The following is an 18,355-nucleotide window of genomic DNA, read 5'->3' as shown; positions in this document are numbered from 1 at the left end:
GACCCACCTGCTCGCCGTCGACACGGACCGGCTGGTTCCTATTCCACACCCAACCGGGCGAGCCGGGAACCCCGGTCCTCGGCGCACTTGGGTGCACTCGCGCAGTCCTCATGACAGCAGGTAGGCGCAGGGGAGGGACAACATGCGCCCGCCACACCCGAATCTGTGGATATCTCCACGGGCAGGCCGGCTGTGCATGGCGCACGTCTACGCGGCTCGGCGTCGCTCACGTCCGGCGTCGAGGTGCGGGACCGGTCCCGCGTCGCCAGCAGAGCGTTCCGCACGCGCTCGTCGCACAGTGCGGACTCCCCGTCGGTCACCAGTCGCGGCAGGACTCCCGGTGCCGAGGCGGTGCCGCGCAGAGCGAGTGCGAGGCGGCGAGCCTGCCACGGCGGCACACCCAGGTCGACCGCCAGCAGCCGCCAGCCGACGATCGTGCACCGCGATTCCGGCGTCGTCGGCATGCACAGCACCGCGTCGACGATCCTCGCCGCCTCATCGGCCGGCCACCCTACGTCGACCAACGCGCGATCCGCGGACGCGAGCAGCTCTCGCCAGACGACTTCTCCCACGGGTCCGAAGTCCCCGCTCGCGGGCTCGTACCCTTCGGCCATGATCACCTCGAGGGCGATCGGTGGGCTCAGCTCTCCTGCCCGCACAGCGGCGGCGAGCGTGCGCGCGCGGCGCTCGTTCGTTGCGAGCTGCGCAGCGACGACCTCGCCGAGCACGGCCCGGCGAGCGACCTGCCATAGCACTCCCCACGGCGAGCCGGCCGACCGCAGTGACGGCTTCGTCATTGCCACCCAGACCGCCTCCCACGCCGTCGCCTCAGCTTGAGACGCTGCCGCGCCGCGCACGCCGAGGTCGATCGCCAGAGGCCGCGCCAGCTGGGTGCGCACGTACTCGAGCAGAGCGGTGCCGGCGGGCGACTCCCAACCATCGGAATCGATGATCGCGAGAACCCGAAGCAGACGATCGCGGTCTCGAACGATGCGTAGGGGCGTGGTGAGTGTCGACCTGCCGTGGTCTGGTCCGGTGCTGCACGTCATGGTGGCCTCCTCGGGTCGTCGGACACGGGAGACGTTGACGGACGGGTATAGCCCCGACGATGACGGCCGGACGTCCCGGGCCCTGCCGCGATGACGGGCAGGCCGTGCTCAATGACGGCACCGGCTCGTCATCGCGGCGTCTATCGCTCCTCGGGATGCTGACGAGCGAAGGAGCGCCATCAGGCCCCGGACCCGCATCGGAGGTTGCAGTGACCACGGTTCAGGAGTGCTTCACCGTCTCTGAGGTCGCCGACCGCCTGCACGTGTCCGAGCGGCGTACGACGCCTGATCGCGACTGGCGAGCTGCATGCCATCAAGATCGGCTCACGCGTCATCCGGATCACCGAGGCGGACCTGGCACAGCTTGTCCGGCCGGTTACGGAGTCGCGGGCCGTCGCTGAGCAGGCGCCGCCGGCAGCGCGGCGATCCGAGCTCGGCATCGGCAAGCGGGTCGTGCGCCGGGCGCAGTAGCACGGCCCGCGGCAGGCCCGCGTCGGCACCGTTCCGCCGCTTCCGACCCCTGCGCCGTGTGTGACATGCGCCACTCCCGGCGGGTTCCCGTGTGCCTGCGGGAGGGGCCCTCAGCGGACTCTGCAGCACGCCGCTATTGCACGGCTATTGCACGACGGGGCAAAGCGAAGGCCCCCGCCCAGCGTCTCCGCTGGTCAGGGGCCTGTCGTGCAGCTCCCTCGACTGGACTCGAACCAGTAACCGTCCGATTAACAGTCGGATGCTCTGCCAATTGAGCTACGAGGGATCGCGCGGGGAAAACTCTAGCAGCCCTCGGGGAGTGCTCCGGCGCACCTCGAGGACCTCACCCGGCGAGTCCGGCGGCGGCCCGGACACGCCGCTCCGCGGCGTCGACGAGGGCGGCGACCGCCGGGTCGGAGAGGTCGGTCGTCCCGTCGCCGATGACCTGGGACACGAGCTCGCCGTCCTCGTCGCGGCGCAGCGCGACCCGGATCTCGCCGGCGCCCTTCACGGGGACCGTCTCGCTGTGCACGACCGAGGACTGCACGCGCTCGCGGAGCACCTGGGCGAACGGCGGCGCGCCGGCACCCGTGAGCGCGAGCGCCTGGGACGTCCCGGTGACCCAGCGGACCGTGAGCGTCGAGGTCTCCGCGTCGAGCGTCGCCCGGTCGACGTCCGCCCACGGCCGGCGCTCGAGCGTGGGGTCGACGACGTACAGCGCGCGCCGCGTCGCCGCCGCCCACCCGCCGCCGACGAGCTCCGTCGCCACCAGCACGCGGTCGCCCGGCGGGAGCGTGAGCTGGGCGCGGATCGGTGCCGGCAGGGACGGTCGACGCGAGAACAGGGGCACGTCCCCACCGTAGTGGCGCTCGGGCGGGCGGGGCCGACGCGCGTCACCCGCTCGTGGACCGGGTCGGGCGTGCCGGCGGTGCGTGCTGCGAGCGCGGCGTCGTGACCACCGGGGCGGCGCCGGGGGAGGGGCGCGGATCGGCCGGGCGGCTCAGCCGCGCGGCGTCGCGACCGCGGTGCCCGCGAGCCCGGCGACCGCGTCCCACGAGATGTCCGGCGCGGAGAGCTCGGCGCTCGCGACCGTCAGCGCGCCGGCGGCCGAGGCGTGGCGCAGGGCCTCGGACAGGGGCAGGCCCCGCAGCGACGCCGCGAGCAGGCCCGCGGTGAAGCCGTCGCCGGCACCGTTCGAGTCGCCCGCGTCCACGGGGACCGCCGACACCGTCCACCAGCCCTCCGCACGGCCGAGGGCGACGGCGCCGTCGCGCCCGCGCGTGCAGACGGCCCACCGCGCGCCGCCGGCCACGTGGCGCGCGAGGTAGCCCTCGGCGTCGTCGAGCCGGTCGGCGCTGACGACCAGGACGTCGGCGGCCTCGGCGAACTCGCGCTGGAACGGCGCTCGCCCGTCGTCGTCGTGCACGTCGCACCAGAGCGGGACGCCGGCGGCCCGGACGAGAGGGAGCAGCTCACGGCTGTGCCCGGCGAGATCGAGGACGACGGCGTCGGCGCCGGCGAGCGCGGCGTGCACGGTGGCCGGGGCCGGTCCGGGCTCGGGCGGCAGGTCGAGGTACACGGAGAGCCGCCCGCCGTCGTCGGCCATGAGGTTGAGGTGCCGCTCGCTCGGGCCGGGCAGCGGGTCGGCGAGCAGTTCCATGCCTGGCTGTGCGAGCTCGGCACGGATGCGCGCTGCGGCGTCGTCGTCGCCGAGCGCGGTGCGGAGCGTCACGTCGACGCCGAGCCGCACGAGCGTCAGCGCCTTCCCGGCGGACGTCCCGCCCAGCCCGTCGCGGTGCCCGGAGGCGAAGAGCGTCTGGGGTCGGGCGTCGGGCAGGGTGGCGACGCGGACGAGCGTGTTCCAGCTCGCGGGGCCGTTCACGAGGACACGGGGCATGCGCGCACGGTACCGACGACCGGCCGCACCGGGGGCTCAGGACGATCGCTGGACCTCCGGTGACGTGCCGCCGGCGTCCGCGCGTCGGAGACCTCGGCCACGCGTCGAGCCGCTGCGCGGTCGACCACGTCGCCGGTGGCCCCCGGTGCACGGCGACACGGTGGGCGTGCCGAGTCTCGTGGTCGGCAACCCCCTGACCGGCATCCGCCCGGCGGCTCAGCGAGGCGCGGTCCGGCCGGGCGACCGCCCGGTAGCCTGGCGCTCGCGGGCCAGTAGCTCAGCCGGTCAGAGCAGCGGACTCATAATCCGTCGGTCGTGGGTTCAAGCCCCACCTGGCCCACGCCGACGGCCCCGCCCCTCAGCTGAGGGACGGGGCCGTGGCCGTGCCGTCAGGGCCGGCGGGCCCGACGTCGTGCGAGCGCGTCCTCGGCCGTCAGGACGCCGTGCAGGTCGCGGTCGCGTTGCTCGGGGCCGGGCCGCTGCCGAGGAATCCGGCCGTGGTCGTGGCGCCCGCAGCGAGCCTGCCGTTGTAGGCCTCGCTGGTGACCGTGCTGCCGGAGAGCTTGCCGTTCCAGGCCTGCGTGATCGTCGCGCCGTTCACGGTGGCCTTCCAGCCGGTGATCGCCGCCGAGCCGGCCTTGATCGTGATCGTGCCCTGGTAGCCGTTGCCCCAGCTGCTGGCGACGGAGACCGTGGCCGTGCAGGCGCCCGTGGGCTGCTGCGTGGGCGACGGGGTCGGGTCCGGCGTCACCGTCGGCGTGGGCGTCGGGTTCGGCGTCACGGTCGGGGTGGGCGTCGGGGTCGCCGTGGGCGTGGGCGTCGGCGTCGTGGTGCCGCCGCCGATGTTGATGTCGCTGCACAGGTAGTACGGCTGGTCGAGGTGGCTCGCCTGCCAGATGGTGAACAGCACCGCGCGGCCGCTGTGGCCGGCGAGGTTGACGTCCGCCTGGTACTTGCCGGCCGGCGCGTACCGGCCGGTCTGCGTGACGAGGTCGAGGTCGTCCCAGCCGAGGCGCTCCGTCGTCGGGTCGAAGCCCGCCTTGGACACGTAGATGCGCAGGTAGTCGGCGCCGTGCTGCGCGCCGTCGGTGAGCGTCAGCGTGAAGTTCTGCGGGACGCCCTTGGCGACCCAGTTGCCCGGCGTGTCCATGTAGTCGTACCGCGGCGAGAAGGTGCGCCCGCCGCTGCAGAGCTGGCCGCTGGGGATCGTCGACTCGTGCCGGCCGCCGACGCCCTCACGGTAGAGACCGTTCCAGTTCCACATCGCGTTGGGGTCGTGCTGCCACGCGCCCCAGCACATCGGGTCCTTCTGCTGCATCGTCGGGTCGAGGTGGTTGTCGCCCCAGCGCTCGAGACAGCCGTAGTTGCGCGTGGGCGGGTCGGTCACGGAGCCGTGGGCCGCGGCGGGCGGGGCCATGACCGCGACCGCGACGAACGGTGCGACCAGGGCGAGGGGGAGTGCGAGGGCGAGCCTGCGCAGACGGGGGCGAACGGACATGCATCCTCCAGGTGCTCGACGAGCTGACCCGAGCCGGGATGACGAGGGTGTCGCACCCCGCGCGGGTCGTCGCACGACGATGTGCGGACGTGACCCTCGCGACAGGCGCTTCCCGGGCTCGTGGGCCGGTTCGCTGTCGACGGTCACACGCGCCCCGGGGCAGCGGAAGCGCCCGAAGCGTTTATGCGACCGAGCACGGTCCGGGCAGCGGCGCGCCGGCTCGGGCCTGCGCGCGCGTCGATCATGAGCTCCGGCGAGCGCGCGCGCAGAGCCCTGGTCGACCGCGGCCCGTCGACCGGGCCCGCGCGAGGAGCGAGCCGCAGGGCCGGAACGGTCGACGCACCACCGTTCCGGAGGCGTCAGCCCTTCGTCGCCTGCGCCTGGAAGCCCTCCGCCTGCGTGCCCTCGTCGGCGACGCGCACGCCGTACCGGTAGGAGAGCTTGCCGCCGAGCCAGCCCGACGCGCCGAGCACCGCGAGCGCGATCAGCGACAGCACGAGCGGGACCGTGCTGATGGCGTCGCCCTCCTCGCCCTGGCGCAGCCCGAGGTTCACGGCGTAGAGCACGACGACGACCAGGTTGAGCGTCATGTGGGTCAGCGCGGTGCGGTGCGCCTTGGTGCGCTGCGGGATGGTCATGAGGTCGAGGAACCCGAAGACGGCGGCGAGCAGCGCACCGACGATCCCGATGCCGATCAGCCACGTCGCGCCGGTCACGAACGCCGAGCCGTCGGTCGTGATCCGCGAGAGGAGGTCGAACACCAGGCTCGCGACCCAGGCGCCGATCGGCACGGTGATGAGGATGGGGTGGAACGGGTGGCCGTACGGTCCGGCGACGGCGTTGCGCGGGTGCTTGGCGCGGGCGGGCGAGCTGGTCGTCACGAGCGTCTCCTTCGGGTCCCGGGGTGTCCACGCCGAGTATCGCTTGGGGCGACGCGGCCCGCAGGGGGAGCGGCTGCGTCGGAGCAGGTCAGGGCGTCCGGCCACCCGGCGGGCGGCGTGCGAGGTGCGCGCCCTGCCCGACGGCGTGCGCCTCGCGCAACCAGCCGACGAACGTGTCGTCGAGGTCGCCCTCGTCCCGGAGCAGGTACTGGTGCACGAAGAGCCGCGCGGTGTACGGCGAGACGTTCGTGAGGCGCCGGTCCTCCGGAAGCGCCCGCGTGAGGTCCAGGTAGCCGCGCACACCCCGGCTGGTGGGGCGTGCACCGGCGAAACCGCGGCGCGTCCCGACGAACGTGATGGTGGTCCTCGACACGCTCTGGTGCACGTCGCCCAGCCCCAGCAGGAGCTCCTCGACGCGGCGGTACAGCGCCACGTGCTCCGCGGGCGCACCCGCCAGGTGGTCCTCGACCGTCCACTCCCGGGACTCCGTCATCCCGCCACGGTAGGCCGGTGGACCGACACGCGTGCGCCGTCGCGGCACGCGTCCGACGCGAGGGCGAGCCACCGTGCGACGGGGTCAGCGGCTCCCGGGCCCGGACGCGTCCACCGCGTCCGACGCGAGCGAGTGCCCGAGCAGCGCGCCCGCCTCGGCGCCGGGCAGCGCCCGCGCGTAGAGCCAGCCCTGCGCGTTCGCGCACCCCATCGACCGCAGCCGGTCCGCCTGCGACGGCGTCTCGACGCACTCCGCGACGACCTCGATGCCGAGCACCCGGCCCATCTCGACGATGATCCGCACGAGCTCGGTCGTCTGCTCGACGACCTCGAGCTCACGGATGAACGCGCCGTCGATCTTGAGCGCGTCGACCGGGAACGTCCGCAGGGCGTTGAGCGAGGACTGCCCGGTCCCGAAGTCGTCGATGTGCAGCCGCACGCCGAGCGCCCGCAGGTCCGTCATCACCGTCCGCGCGACGGCCGGGTCGGCCATGATCACGGACTCCGTGATCTCGAGGATCAGGCTGCGGGCGGGGACCCGGTGACGGGCGAGCGAGTCGGTCACCGTCCGGAGCAGCGCGGGCGCCCAGAACTCGCGGTGCGAGAGGTTGACCGCGACGGCGACCGCCCCGGGGTAGTCCTGGGACCAGGCGGCGATCTGACGGCACACCTCGTCGACGACCCAGCTGCCGAGCGTCACGATCGTGGCGTTGTCCTCCATCGCGGCGAGGAAGTCCCCGGGGAGCAGCAGCCCGCGCTCAGGATGCTCCCAGCGCACGAGCGCCTCGAAGTGCTCGAGCCCCGACCCGTCGAGCGGCACGATCGGCTGGTAGTGCACCACGAACTCGCTGCGGGCGAGGGCGGTGCGCAGCTCGCCGCGGGCCCGCAGCCGCACCGTCGCACGCACGTGCATCGTCGGGTCGAACACCGACGCGGAGCCGCGCTCGCTGCCCTTGGCGTCGTACATCGCGATGTCCGCGTCGCGCAGCACGTCCTCGGGGTCGGTGTACTCCCCGGACGACGTGGCGACCCCGACGCTCGCCGTGACCTCGACCTCGTGACCGGCCAGCTCGACGGGCGCGGAGATCCGCTCCTGGATGCGCTGCGCGATCGCGAGCAGCTCGTCGGGCTCGGGCTCCGCGAGCAGGACGGCGAACTCGTCGCCGCCGAACCGCGCGGCCGTGTCGACGCCGCGGACCTGGGTGCGCAGGCGCTCCGCGACGGCGAGCAGCAGCTGGTCGCCCATGAGGTGGCCGAGCGAGTCGTTGACCAGCTTGAACCCGTCGAGGTCGAAGAACAGGACGGCGAACCGCGACCCGGGCTCGCGGCGGTGCTGCTCGACGGCCGCCGTCAGGCGCTCGAGGAAGAGCCGCCGGTTCGGCAGGCCGGTCAGGTGGTCGTAGAGAGCGGCCGCGCGCAGCTGCTCCTCGAGCTCCTTGCGCGGGTGGATGTCGCTCAGCGAGCCGACGAGCCGGGCCGCACGTCCGGAGGGCCCGGCGGCGACGCCGAGGCCGCGGCTGAGCAGCCACCGGTACGTCCCGTCGGGCCTGCGCAGGCGGTACTCGACCTCGACGGGGACCTCGGGGGTGTCGAGCGCCTGCGCGAAGGAGGCGCGCACGCGCTCCTGGTCCTCGGGGTGCGTCACCTCGGTCCAGCGCTCCAGGCGCGCGGGCGCGTCGGCGTCGAGGCCGAGGAGCTGGCGGCCCCGCGGCGAGACGTGCATGGCGCGCGTGGCGACGTCGAGCTCCCAGAGGCCGTCGTTCGCGGCGCGCGCGGCGTGCGCGTACCGGGCCTCGCTCGCGCGCGCGCTGAGCGCGAGCTCCTCGCCCTCGAGCACGGAGGCGAGAAGCGTGGCCCAGTGGTGGTACGCCTCGTGGCTCGACCGGGAGTTCACGACGCCGAGGACGGCGAGGAGCCCCCAGCGCCGCGCCGGGGTCCGGATCGGCACGACGAGGCACACCTCGCCCTGGGCGCCGTCGGCGGCCCCGACGAGGTCGGACGGCGGGAACCGGCGCCAGTCGAGCTCGTCGCCGACGCGGTGGTCGAGGAGACCGTCGGGGTCGTGGACCCCCGCGAGCCGCAGCGGCGAACCGGGCGCGGCGTCGTCCCACAGCGCGAGCAGCCCCGCGCGCGAGTGGGTCTGCGCGAGCCAGCCGAGCCCGCGCGCCGCGTCCGCGTCGGCGCGCAGCAGCGCCGCCGCGACGTCGGAGCCCTCGAGCACGTGGTGGGCGAGGACGTGCGCCTGCTGCACCGAGCCGTGGTTCTGCAGCTGCCAGAGCGCCGCGGCGACCCGGCTCAGGGCGGCGGCGTGCGGGCTCGCGCCCGTGGAGCTCCCCGTGCTCATCAACCGCTGCACGTGCTCGGTGAGCACCGAGGTGACCCGGTGCAGCGCGTCGTCCCCGGGTGCGACGTCGCGCATGAGCGCGAGCAGCCCGTCGAGGTCCGCCCCGGTCAGGTCGTCGCCGCGCTGCAGGAGGCGCTCGAGCTCGCGGGCGAGGCCCACCGTCGCGTCGGGGGTGACGGTCCCGGGGTGCTGCCCGGCGAGCAGGGTCGACAGGGTGCGGTGGAGGTCGTCGGGCTGCACGGGTACGCCGGCGGCGCGGGACCCAGGGGCCGACCGGGCGGTGAGCACGTCGTTGCGGCACCCGCACGAGCCGCGCGGGACGACGACCGTGGCCTCGGCGACGTGGCTGCCCGCGGGCACGTGCTCGCCTCGCAGGGCGCGCATGACGAGCGACCCGGCCAGCGCCCCGACCTCGTCGAACCGCTGGTGCACGCTCGACAGGCTCGGGGTCGCGTACGCGCCCTGCTCGACGTTGTCGAACGCGAGGACCGCGACGTCCTCGGGCACGCGCACCCCCGCGGCGGCGAGCCCGCGGATGAGACCGATCGCGTTGTGCCCGGACGCGGTGACCACCGCGTCGGGCCGATCGGGACGGTCGAGCAGCGCGCGGGCGGCCTCCTCGCCCGCGGCCTCCGACCAGTCCCGCGCCACGACCAGCAGCTCGTCGCGCGGGGTGAGCCCGTGCGCGGCGAGCGCGTCCCGGTACGCGAGGTGGCGCTCCTGGTAGTCGTACTGCCGCAGGTCCCCGACGAACCCGATGCGGGTGTGCCCGTGCGCGCGCAGGTGCTCCACGGCCGCGTGGATGCCGCCGTGGTTGTCCGGCAGCGCGACGGGCGCCTCGACGCCGTCGACCCGCTGGCTCGTGAGCACGACGGGCTTGCCGAGCTCGAGCATCCGCTCGAGGAAGGCCGCGCTCGCGCTGAGGGCGATCGTGACGACCGCGTCGGCCTCGTCCCACGCGACCGAGAGCGCGGTCTCGCCGACGACGGTCTCGTCGAGCTCGGGCTTCTCGGGTGCGGTCTGGGCCACGACGACGCGACCGCCCTGCGCGGTCACCTCCTGCACCAGCCCGGCGAGCAGCTCACCGTGGTAGAACCCGCCGATGTGGCGCGCGAGCGCGAGGACGGTCCAGGTGTGCGGCACGTGACTCCTCCGGCTGCGAGCCACGTGGGGGCTCTCCGGAGGGAGCATCGGCACGAGCGGCGGCTTCTTGAGGGGAGAGCCGCAGGTCAGGGCCCGTGCGGGGCACGGGTGCCGACGCCGCCGCGGCACCCGGGTGCGGACTCCACGGTCCGCCGCGACGGTGAGGGCCCTGGGGCACGGGGTGACACGCGTCTCGGTCACGTTCGGCGACGGAGGAGGACGGCGTTCGGGCGCCTCACCCGCACAAGATGAGGCGCCCGTCACCCGCCGTGGTCACCTGGCGACCCGCCCCGCTCGCGCCTGGGCGTTGGGTCAAGGGTAGGACCAATCCGGCGGGAGGGCGAGAGATCGTCATGGGGGCGTCTGCTCCGGCCCATCCGCAGGTCCGGCGGCGGTCAGGATGCGCGCCCCGGTGAAGCGTGTTATGTGCAGCGTCGAAGCGCATCGATTCACCCGATCGGCCCCCTGGGCGGTTCGTTTCACCCTCGGGGGGTTGTTGCGAAGTTGTCCGGGTTCATGCATAGTTGAGGACGTCAGCGAGAAACGGCAAACCCGCCGCAAGGTGGGGACGCAAAGCCACGGGGCCTCAGGGGTCAGCCGAGCTACCGAACGACAGGAGAGTTGTCATCATGGCCATCACCACCCCCAACCGTTCCGAGTCCGCCTCGATGCCGGGCGCTCTGCTCACCCCGGGTGAGGTCGCAGCGATGTTCCGCGTCGACCCGAAGACCGTCACGCGCTGGGCGCAGGCCGGCAAGCTCTCGGCCGTCCGGACGCTCGGTGGGCACCGCCGCTTCCACGAGAACGAGGTCCGCCAGCTCCTCACGGGCGTCCCGCAGCAGCGTTCCGACGCCTGAGCGACCACCCGCGCGTCACGCGCAGCTTCTCGCCGAAAGGCCCGGGGAAATGTTCCCGGGCCTTTCGTCGTGCACGCGTCCAATTCACGTGACCTGGGTCACTCGAATGCAGTCCCGTCCTTGGTGCGCCGCAGGGGTGCGGTGGGCGGCGGAGCCGCGCGGGCGCGAGGGCGGCGGCTCGGAGGCGCGTCCGGCCCGCGCGGTTCACACCCCCGACCGCCGGAGTGCCCGAGCAGGACAGCCCCGCATGAAACAATCGTGGGCATGGCGATGAGAGAGATCCGCACGGTCGGCGACCCGGTCCTGCGCACCCCCTGCGACCCGATCACGACCGTCGACGACCGGGTGCGCTCCCTCGTGACGGACCTGCTCGAGACCGTCGACCACGAGGGTCGGGCCGGCCTCGCCGCCAACCAGATCGGCGTCGGGCTCCGCGCCTTCTCGTGGAACATCGACGACGAGATCGGCTACGTGCTCAACCCGCGCATCGTCGAGCTGTCCGAGGACTACCAGGACGGGGACGAGGGCTGCCTCTCGGTGCCCGGCCTCTGGTACCCGACGAAGCGCGCCTGGTACGCCCGGGTCGTCGGCGAGGACCTCGACGGCCGCGAGGTCGTCGTCGAGGGCACCGAGCTCATGGCGCGGTGCCTCCAGCACGAGGTGGACCACCTCGACGGCTACCTGTACCTCGACCGGCTCGAGCGGTCGGTCCGCAAGAAGGCGATGCGCGCGATCCGCGACCAGCTCTGACGCGGACGCCGCCCCGGACACCCGTTCCGGTCCGGCGCCGTCCGTCGCCCGTCCGGGTCCTGATCCCGACGTATCGGGGCGAACCTGGACGGTCCGCACGCCGGACCGGTGCACGTCCGGGTGGCGAAGCCGGATTCGCTGGCGTCCGACCAGCCGGATCATGCATGCTGTCACCAGCACGCCGCGAGGCCGTGGTGCACTCCTGTCTGCGGGACGAGGTCGTTGGGGAAGACGAACCTCGAGCCGTCAGGAGGGCGACATGGCAGGTGCGATCACCCGCGGTGTACTTTTCGTGCACTCAGCGCCACGTGCGCTCTGCCCCCACATGGAGTGGGCGGCAGGCAACGTGCTGGGCACACGCGTGTCCCTGGACTGGACGCCGCAGCCCGCGGCGCCGGGGATGTACCGGGCAGAGCTGTCCTGGCAGGGTGCCCAGGGGACGGGCGCGCGCCTGGCCTCGGCGCTGCGCGGGTGGACCCACCTGCGCTACGAGGTGACCGAGGAGTCCAGCCACGGCACCGACGGCTCGCGCTGGAGCCACACGCCCGAGCTCGGCATCTTCCACGCCCAGACCGACGTGCACGGCAACGTCGTCGTGCCCGAGGACCGCATCCGTGCCGCCCTCGTGCACGCCGCCGATCCGGCACGCCTGCGCGCCGAGCTCGACCTCGCGCTCGGGCAGGCGTGGGACGACGAGCTCGAGCCGTTCCGCTACGCCGGTGCCGGGGCGCCCGTCCGTTGGCTGCACCGGGTGGGCTGAACGGCCGTCGGCGGTTGAGCCGCGACGCCGGCCACGCGGCGCACGACCACGCCCGGCCACCGCACCCTCACGGGTCGCGGTGGCCGGGCGTCGTCGTGCGGGGCGTCAGGCCGTCGTGACCACGAGGGCGACGTTGTGGCCGCCGAACCCGAACGAGTTGTTGATCGCGGCGAGCTGACCGTCGGCCGGGAGGGCGCGCGGAGTGTCGCGGACCAGGTCGAGCACGAGCTCGGGGTCCGGGTCCGCGACGTTGATCGTCGGGGGAGCCGTGCGCTCGTGCAGCGCGAGCACCGTGAAGATGGTCTCGAGCGCGCCCGCTCCGCCGAGCAGGTGACCCGTCATCGACTTCGTGGCCGACAACGCGACCTGGTCCGCGGCCGCGCCGAGCACGTCGCGGACGCCCCGCGCCTCGATGAGGTCGCCGACGACCGTCGACGTGGCGTGCGCGTTGACGTGCCGCACGTCGGTGGGGTCGATGCCCGCGTCCGTGAGCGCCGAGCGCATCGCGGAGATCTGACCGCGCCCCGACGGCTCGGGGGACGTCAGGTGGTAGCCGTCGGCGGACAGGCCGACCCCGGCGACCTTCGCGTAGACGCGTGCGCCGCGGGCGGCCGCGTGCTCGGCGCTCTCGAGCACCACGATGCCGGCGCCCTCACCGAGCACGAACCCGTCCCGCCCGGTGTCGTACGGCCGGGACGCGGCGGCGGGGTCGTCGTTGCGCGTCGACAGCGTGCGCGACGCCGCGAACGCCGCGAGCGGCATGGGGTGGATCGCCGCCTCGGTGCCGCCGGCGACGACGACGTCGGCGCGGCCCGAGCGGATCATCTCGACCGCGTACCCGATCGCCTCGGCGCCCGACGCGCACGCCGAGACCAGCGCGTGCGCACCGGCACGGGCGCCGAGCTCGAGCTCGACGTAGGCGGCCGGGGAGTTGGGCATGAGCATGGGGACGGTCATGGGCAGGACGCGGCGCCCGCCCTTCTCGCGCAGCGTGTCCCACGCGTCGAGCGTCGTCCAGATCCCGCCGATGCCCGACGACACGACGGCGCCCAGGCGCTCGGGGTCGACCTCCGGGCTGCCCGCGTCGGCCCACGCCTCACGCGACGCGATGATCGCGTACTGGGCGGACGGGTCCATGCGCTTGATCTCGGGGCGCGACAGGACCTCGTCGGGCCCGACCTTGAGCTGCGCCGCGAAGCTCACGGCGATCTCGTACCGCTCCGCCCAGTCGTTGGGGAGCGGGCGTGCGCCGGACTCGCCCGCGAGGGCGGCCTGCCAGGTGCTCGGGACGTCACCACCGAGAGGCGTGGTGGCGCCGAGGCCGGTGACGACGACGTCGGTGACGGGGCTCATGGGTGCTCCAGTTCGGGGCGGTGGCGGGAGGGCGTCCGGGCGCCCGGCCCGGGCGTGTGGTGCGCCGTGGGCGGGCCGGGCGGCCGGATGCGTCGTGCTGCGTCCTCGGGGGAGCGCGTACCGGGTGCGCTCACCTGAGCGGCGTCCGGTCGGGCTGTGCTCGGCCGGTGGTGCGGGCCGAGCGGTGCTCAGCCGGCGGGGAGCCGGCCGAGCGGCGTGCTCAGGACTGGGCGCCCGAGATGAACGAGACCGCGTCGCCGACCGTGACGAGGTTCTTGACCTCGTCGTCGGGGATGCGCACGTCGAACTTCTCCTCGGCGAGGGTGACGATCGTCATCATCGACAGCGAGTCGATGTCGAGGTCGTCGGTGAAGGACTTCTCGGGCAGGACGGAGTCGGTGGGAAGGCCCGTCTCCTCGCTGACGATCTCGGCCAGTCCGGCCAGGATCTCCTGCTCGCTGTGCGCCATCGGTGTCTCCTTGGTTGGGTGCTGCTGGGACGTGCTGGGAGGTGCTGCTGAACTGTGCACGGTACCGCCGGGCGGCGGACGCGCGGTCGGGCCGGTCGCGTGTCGGGAGCCGCGCGGCGGCGGCACCCGCGCCGCGGTCAGGGCAGGACGACGACCTGCGCGGCGTACACGAGACCCGCGCCGAAACCGATCTGGAGCGCGATGTCGCCGCTCTTTGCCTGACCCTCGCGGAGCAGGCGCTCGGTCGCGAGCGGGATCGAGGCGGCCGACGTGTTGCCCATGTCGGCGATGTCACGGCCGACCGCGACCGTCTCGGGGAGCTTGAGCTGCTTGATCATCTGGTCGATGATCCGCATGTTCGCCTGGTGGGGGATGAACGCGTCGAGGTCGTCGATCGTGAGACCCGCGGCGGCCACGGCCTTCTGCGCGATGGGCGCCATCTGCCAGACGGCCCACTTGAAGACGCTCGCACCCTCCTGGCGCAGCGTCGGCCAGCCCTGCTCTCCGGCCTCCTGCCACGAGTGCGTCTGGCGGATGAGCTGGGCCTGCCCGCCGTCCGAGCCCCAGACCGTCGGGCCGATGCCGGGGGTGTCGGACGGGCCGATCACCACGGCGCCCGCGCCGTCGCCGAGCAGGAAGGAGATGCTGCGGTCGGCCGGGTCGATGAAGTCGCTCATCTTCTCCGCGCCGATCACGAGCACGTTGCGCGCCGCGCCCGACCGCACGAGCGCGTCGGCCTGCCCCACGCCGTAGCAGTACCCGGCGCAGGCGGCCGAGATGTCGTACGCGGCGGCCGGCGTCGCGCCGACGCGGTCCGCCACGATCGCGGCGGCCGCGGGCGTCTGGTGGAAGTAGGTGACGGTCGAGAGGATGACGGCGTCGATGTCCGCGCCCGTCAGCCCCGCGTTCGCGATCGCCTCGCGGGCCGCCTCCTCGGCGAGGTCGAGCACGTCCGTCCCGGCCTCGGCACGCCGGCGCGTCACGATCCCGGTCCGCTGGCGGATCCACTCGTCCGAGGACTCGATGGGGCCGACGATGTCGTCGTTCGGCACGACCTTCGAGCCGCGCGCGGCGCCCAGCCCGAGGATCCGCGTGTGCGCGGGGCCGGTCGCCTGCGTGAGGGTCGGACGGGTCACGAGGCGTTCTCCTGGGTGCTCGGGGACTCGGCCGCGCTGCTCGCGGGCGAGGAGGTGTGGCGCAGCACGAGGTCCCGCGCGGCGTCGAGGTCGGCCGGGGACTTCACCGCGACCGTCTCGACCCCGGGCAGCGTACGTCGCGCGAGCCCCGTCAGCACACCACCGGGAGCCAGCTCGAGCAGGCCCGTGACGCCGAGCGCGACGAACGTCTCCTGGCACAGGTCCCAGCGCACCGGGGCGACGATCTGCTGCGCGAGCCGTCCGAGCACGTCCGTGCCCGAGCCGTGCGGGCCGGACGCACCGGGCAGGTCGCCGTAGGCGCGGCCGTCGGCGTTGGACAGCAGCACGGTGCGTGGGTCGTGCGCCGCCTGGGCCGCGGCGGCGGGGGCGAACGCGTCGAGCGCGGGACGCATGAACTCGGTGTGGAACGCGCCGGCGACCTGGAGCGGGACGACGCGCGCCTTCGCCGGCGGGTTCGCCGCGAGCGCCGCGAGGGAGTCGAGGTCCCCGGCGGCGACGACCTGGCCGCCCCCGTTGACGTTGGCGGGCGTGAGGCCGGCGGCGGCGATCGCGGCGAGGACCTCCTCGGGGTCGCCGCCGACGACCGCGCTCATGCCGGTCGGCGTCGCGGCGGCGGCGCGGGCCATGGCGGTCGCGCGCTGCGCCACGAGACCGACCGCGTCGGCGTCGTCCAGCACGCCCGCGACCGCGGCCGCGGCGAACTCGCCCACGGAGTGGCCGGCGGTGACGTCGGCGATCTCGGGGGCCGTGTGCCCGCCGAGGCCGTCGAGCACCGCGTGCAGCGCCAGCAGCGACGTCGAGACGATGAGCGGCTGGGCGACGGCGGTGTCCCGGATCGTGTCGGCGTCCGAGGTCGTGCCGTGCGCGGCGAGGTCGAGCCCGGCGGCGCGCGAGAACCCGTCGAGGCGCGCGGCTGCCCCGTCGAGCTCGAGCCACGGGCCGAGCATTCCGGGGGACTGGGAGCCCTGGCCAGGGCAGACGATGGCGAGCACCTGTCCACTGTGCCCTGCTTGTCCCGCGGGCACGGCACACGACGCGCACCAACCTCGCCGAACGACGTTGTGCTGTTCCTACAAAGGCTCAGGAGCCGGCGGTCGACTCACCCAGACGGCCCAGCGCGAGCGCGGTCTGCAGGACGTACGCCTCACGGGGGTCGAGCGGGTCCCAGCCGGTGACGTCGGCGACGCGACGCAGGCGGTAGCGGACGGTGTTGGGGTGCACGTACAGCACGCGCGCCGCGGCCTCGAGCGAGCGACCCGCGCCGAGGTACGCCGAGAGGGTCTCGAGCAGCGAGCCCGTCGCGGCGACGAGCGGCTCGTACGCCTGCGTCACGAGCGTGCGGCGCGCGGTCACGTCACCGGTGAGCACGCGCTCGGGCAGCAGGTCGTCGGCGGGCACGGGGCGCGGCGCCTGCTCCCAGGCGGGTGCCGCGACGAGACCGGCGAGCGCCGCACGCGCCGAGCGGGCCGCGTCGGCGAGGTCCCGCACGACGGGCCCGATCACGACCGGGCCGGGCCCGAAGCGGGGGAGCAGCGAGGCGGCGGCGGCACGAAGATCCCGCTCGCCGCCGAGGATGACGACGAGCCGGTCGCCCTGGATCCCCACCAGGGCGTCGTCCGCGGCGCGGCGGGTCGTGCGCCGCAGGTCGGCGGCGCGCACGTCGTCGAGCACCGAGGACGTCGTCCCGACCATGACGAGCGTCGACCCGCGGCCGCTCCAGCCGAGGGCCGCGAGCCGCGAGCGCAGCGCGTCGTCGACCTCGCCGCGGACCAGGGCGTCCACGACGAGCGCCTCGAGGCGCGCGTCCCACGCGCCGCGCACCTCGGCGGCCCGGGCGTAGACCTCCGCGGCCGAGAAGGCGACCTCACGCGAGTAGCGCAGGACGGCCTCGCGCAGGTCGCGCTCGCCGCCGGGAGCCGCGAGCTCGTCGCTGTGGGTCTCGACCACGTCGACGACCACCCGGACGAGCTGCAGCGTGTGCTGCAGGGAGATCGACCGGGTCAGCTCCGGGGGAGCCGCCGCGAAGATCTCGCCCACGCCGTGCGGGGGTGTCGACCGGTCGCCGAACCACGTGACGAACGCGGTGATGCCGGCCTGCGCGACGAGCCCGACCCACGAGCGGTCCTCGGCGGGCAGCGTGCGGTACCAGTCGAGGTCCTCGTCGAGCCGGCGCATCGCGGCCGCCGCGAGGAGCCCGTTGCCGTCCCGCACGCGGCGCAGCGTCTCCGTCCCGGTCGGGCACGGTGCGTCGGTGCCCGGGGGCGAGGCCGGCAGCGTGACCGCGGGTGCGGTGCGGGTCGACGTCCCGGGCGCGCGCGCCGAGGTGCGGGTGCGGGGCGGGGCCATCCGGCGAGCATACGGTTCGCCGTTGTGGGAAGTCGACAAAGACCGAGGCCGTCAGTACCGCGGATCCGGCCCTCCGCCCGGGTGCGCGGGCGTGCCAGCGGATATTGTCGCCTCATGGCCCTTCTGCCCCGGCTCCGCCAGCTCATGCGACGACCGACGTCGGCATCGAGAGTGGGCGCACGACGCCCGACCACGGCCACGCGCCGCGGGGACACCCTGCACGAGGACGCGCTGCGCTCGATGCTGAGCGACGACCCGAACAACGAGCGGGCGTTCAGCGCGCTCGCGGAGATCGTCCGCCGGCGCGCCGCCGAGACCTCCCACGACGGCGACCCGCTGAGCGCCCCGACGGACGAGAGCGAGCGCCAGCGCGCCGCCGACCTCGCGGTGTGGTCGCTCGGCGAGGAGCTCGCGGGGAACCCGCGCGCCTGGTACCCGCTGATCGAGGTCGCCCGGCTGTCCGTGCGCGACGACCACGAGGGGACGCTGCGCCGGCTCACGACCGCCGCGGAGCGCGACCCGAGCGGCCAGGCGCTCGCCGCCGGGCTCGGCGTCCTGCGCGACGCGGGGCTCCCCGTCGACGCGCTGTCCCTCGGCGTCGGCCACTGGCGCCCGCGCGAGCACGACCCCGAGATCGCACGACAGCTCGTGCTCGCCGCGCTCGAGGCCGACCGCCCGTTCGAGGCGAAGCAGCACCTCGCGTCGCTCGACCTGTACCCCGACGCGCGTGCGGTCGGGGACCTGCGCGCCGAGCTGGGCCGGGCCATCGCGCAGGCCGAGCAGCACGCCCCCGGCGCCTGACGCGCCGCACGCGGCGACGCACGAACGAGGAGGGGCCCGGCGGATCACCGCCGGGCCCCTCCTCGTGTCAGTCCCGCCTCACGGCAC

16 protein-coding genes, 2 tRNA genes and 1 riboswitch are annotated in these 18,355 nt (G+C 74.4%); of the genes, 5 read left to right on the top strand and 13 right to left on the bottom strand.

The window, feature by feature from the left end; all coding sequences use genetic code 11:
• Positions 1–38 precede the first annotated feature (38 nt).
• From NXY84_RS13610 to NXY84_RS13595, 4 genes are all read right to left on the bottom strand, one after another.
• Entirely contained in the window at positions 39–1,049 is a 1,011-nt protein-coding gene (locus NXY84_RS13610) for a hypothetical protein (protein WP_258723620.1), read from the bottom strand.
• Positions 1,050–1,733: 684 nt separating this feature from the next.
• Positions 1,734–1,806, bottom strand: a tRNA-Asn gene (locus NXY84_RS13605).
• Between the two features lie 57 nt (positions 1,807–1,863).
• On the bottom strand, positions 1,864–2,370 hold the full coding sequence (locus tag NXY84_RS13600; protein WP_258723619.1) for a hypothetical protein: 507 nt from the start codon (positions 2,368–2,370) through the stop codon (positions 1,864–1,866).
• 150 nt (positions 2,371–2,520) lie between these two features.
• Positions 2,521–3,417: a carbohydrate kinase family protein gene (locus NXY84_RS13595; RefSeq protein WP_258723618.1), complete on the bottom strand. Its 897-nt coding sequence runs from the start codon at positions 3,415–3,417 to the stop codon at positions 2,521–2,523.
• A 266-nt stretch (positions 3,418–3,683) separates the two neighbouring features.
• Here NXY84_RS13595 and NXY84_RS13590 point away from each other — a divergent pair.
• Positions 3,684–3,757, top strand: a tRNA-Ile gene (locus NXY84_RS13590).
• A gap of 93 nt (positions 3,758–3,850) precedes the next feature.
• Here the strand turns inward: NXY84_RS13590 and NXY84_RS13585 are convergent.
• From NXY84_RS13585 to NXY84_RS13570, 4 genes are all read right to left on the bottom strand, one after another.
• A complete protein-coding gene (locus NXY84_RS13585) occupies positions 3,851–4,915 on the bottom strand; it encodes a lytic polysaccharide monooxygenase (RefSeq protein ID WP_258723617.1) in 1,065 nt (354 codons plus the stop codon).
• A gap of 359 nt (positions 4,916–5,274) precedes the next feature.
• The gene (locus NXY84_RS13580) at positions 5,275–5,796 is read right to left on the bottom strand and encodes a DUF2231 domain-containing protein (protein ID WP_258723616.1); all 522 of its coding nucleotides are present in this window, start codon (positions 5,794–5,796) and stop codon (positions 5,275–5,277) included.
• Between the two features lie 88 nt (positions 5,797–5,884).
• Positions 5,885–6,289: a DUF5655 domain-containing protein gene (locus NXY84_RS13575; protein WP_258723615.1), complete on the bottom strand. Its 405-nt coding sequence runs from the start codon at positions 6,287–6,289 to the stop codon at positions 5,885–5,887.
• Between the two features lie 84 nt (positions 6,290–6,373).
• Entirely contained in the window at positions 6,374–9,775 is a 3,402-nt protein-coding gene (locus NXY84_RS13570) for an EAL domain-containing protein (protein ID WP_258723614.1), read from the bottom strand.
• A gap of 535 nt (positions 9,776–10,310) precedes the next feature.
• A riboswitch (cyclic di-GMP riboswitch) is annotated at positions 10,311–10,385 on the top strand.
• Positions 10,386–10,443: 58 nt separating this feature from the next.
• Here NXY84_RS13570 and NXY84_RS13565 point away from each other — a divergent pair.
• The 3 genes from NXY84_RS13565 (at position 10,444) to NXY84_RS13555 (ending at position 12,142) form a co-directional block, all read left to right on the top strand.
• The gene (locus NXY84_RS13565) at positions 10,444–10,632 is read left to right on the top strand and encodes a BldC family transcriptional regulator (protein WP_258727211.1); all 189 of its coding nucleotides are present in this window, start codon (positions 10,444–10,446) and stop codon (positions 10,630–10,632) included.
• Between the two features lie 264 nt (positions 10,633–10,896).
• Entirely contained in the window at positions 10,897–11,382 is a 486-nt protein-coding gene (def, locus tag NXY84_RS13560; protein ID WP_258723613.1) for a peptide deformylase, read from the top strand.
• A 259-nt stretch (positions 11,383–11,641) separates the two neighbouring features.
• On the top strand, positions 11,642–12,142 hold the full coding sequence (locus NXY84_RS13555) for a DUF3145 domain-containing protein (RefSeq protein ID WP_034625127.1): 501 nt from the start codon (positions 11,642–11,644) through the stop codon (positions 12,140–12,142).
• A gap of 105 nt (positions 12,143–12,247) precedes the next feature.
• On the opposite strand, the gene NXY84_RS13550 is transcribed toward NXY84_RS13555, so the two are convergent.
• From NXY84_RS13550 to NXY84_RS13530, 5 genes are all read right to left on the bottom strand, one after another.
• Positions 12,248–13,495 carry a beta-ketoacyl-[acyl-carrier-protein] synthase family protein gene (locus NXY84_RS13550; protein ID WP_258723612.1) on the bottom strand — a complete coding sequence of 416 codons (1,248 nt, stop codon included), beginning with the start codon at positions 13,493–13,495 and terminating at the stop codon, positions 12,248–12,250.
• 220 nt (positions 13,496–13,715) lie between these two features.
• Positions 13,716–13,964 carry an acyl carrier protein gene (locus NXY84_RS13545; RefSeq protein ID WP_258723611.1) on the bottom strand — a complete coding sequence of 83 codons (249 nt, stop codon included), beginning with the start codon at positions 13,962–13,964 and terminating at the stop codon, positions 13,716–13,718.
• A 137-nt stretch (positions 13,965–14,101) separates the two neighbouring features.
• Positions 14,102–15,100: a beta-ketoacyl-ACP synthase III gene (locus tag NXY84_RS13540; RefSeq protein WP_258723610.1), complete on the bottom strand. Its 999-nt coding sequence runs from the start codon at positions 15,098–15,100 to the stop codon at positions 14,102–14,104.
• Entirely contained in the window at positions 15,097–16,113 is a 1,017-nt protein-coding gene (locus tag NXY84_RS13535) for an ACP S-malonyltransferase (RefSeq protein WP_258723609.1), read from the bottom strand. Before NXY84_RS13535 ends, NXY84_RS13540 begins: the two co-directional genes overlap by 4 nt.
• An 88-nt stretch (positions 16,114–16,201) precedes the next feature.
• Positions 16,202–17,467 (bottom strand): PucR family transcriptional regulator, encoded by a 1,266-nt coding sequence (locus NXY84_RS13530; protein WP_258723608.1) that lies wholly within the window; start codon positions 17,465–17,467, stop codon positions 16,202–16,204.
• A gap of 114 nt (positions 17,468–17,581) precedes the next feature.
• On the opposite strand from NXY84_RS13530, the gene NXY84_RS13525 reads away from it, so the two are divergent.
• Entirely contained in the window at positions 17,582–18,268 is a 687-nt protein-coding gene (locus NXY84_RS13525) for a hypothetical protein (RefSeq protein ID WP_258723607.1), read from the top strand.
• Positions 18,269–18,355: the final 87 nt, after the last annotated feature.

Source organism: Cellulomonas sp. NS3 (assembly GCF_024757985.1).
Lineage (GTDB): Bacteria > Actinomycetota > Actinomycetes > Actinomycetales > Cellulomonadaceae > Cellulomonas_A.
This window is presented reverse-complemented; position numbering and strand designations above follow the sequence as displayed.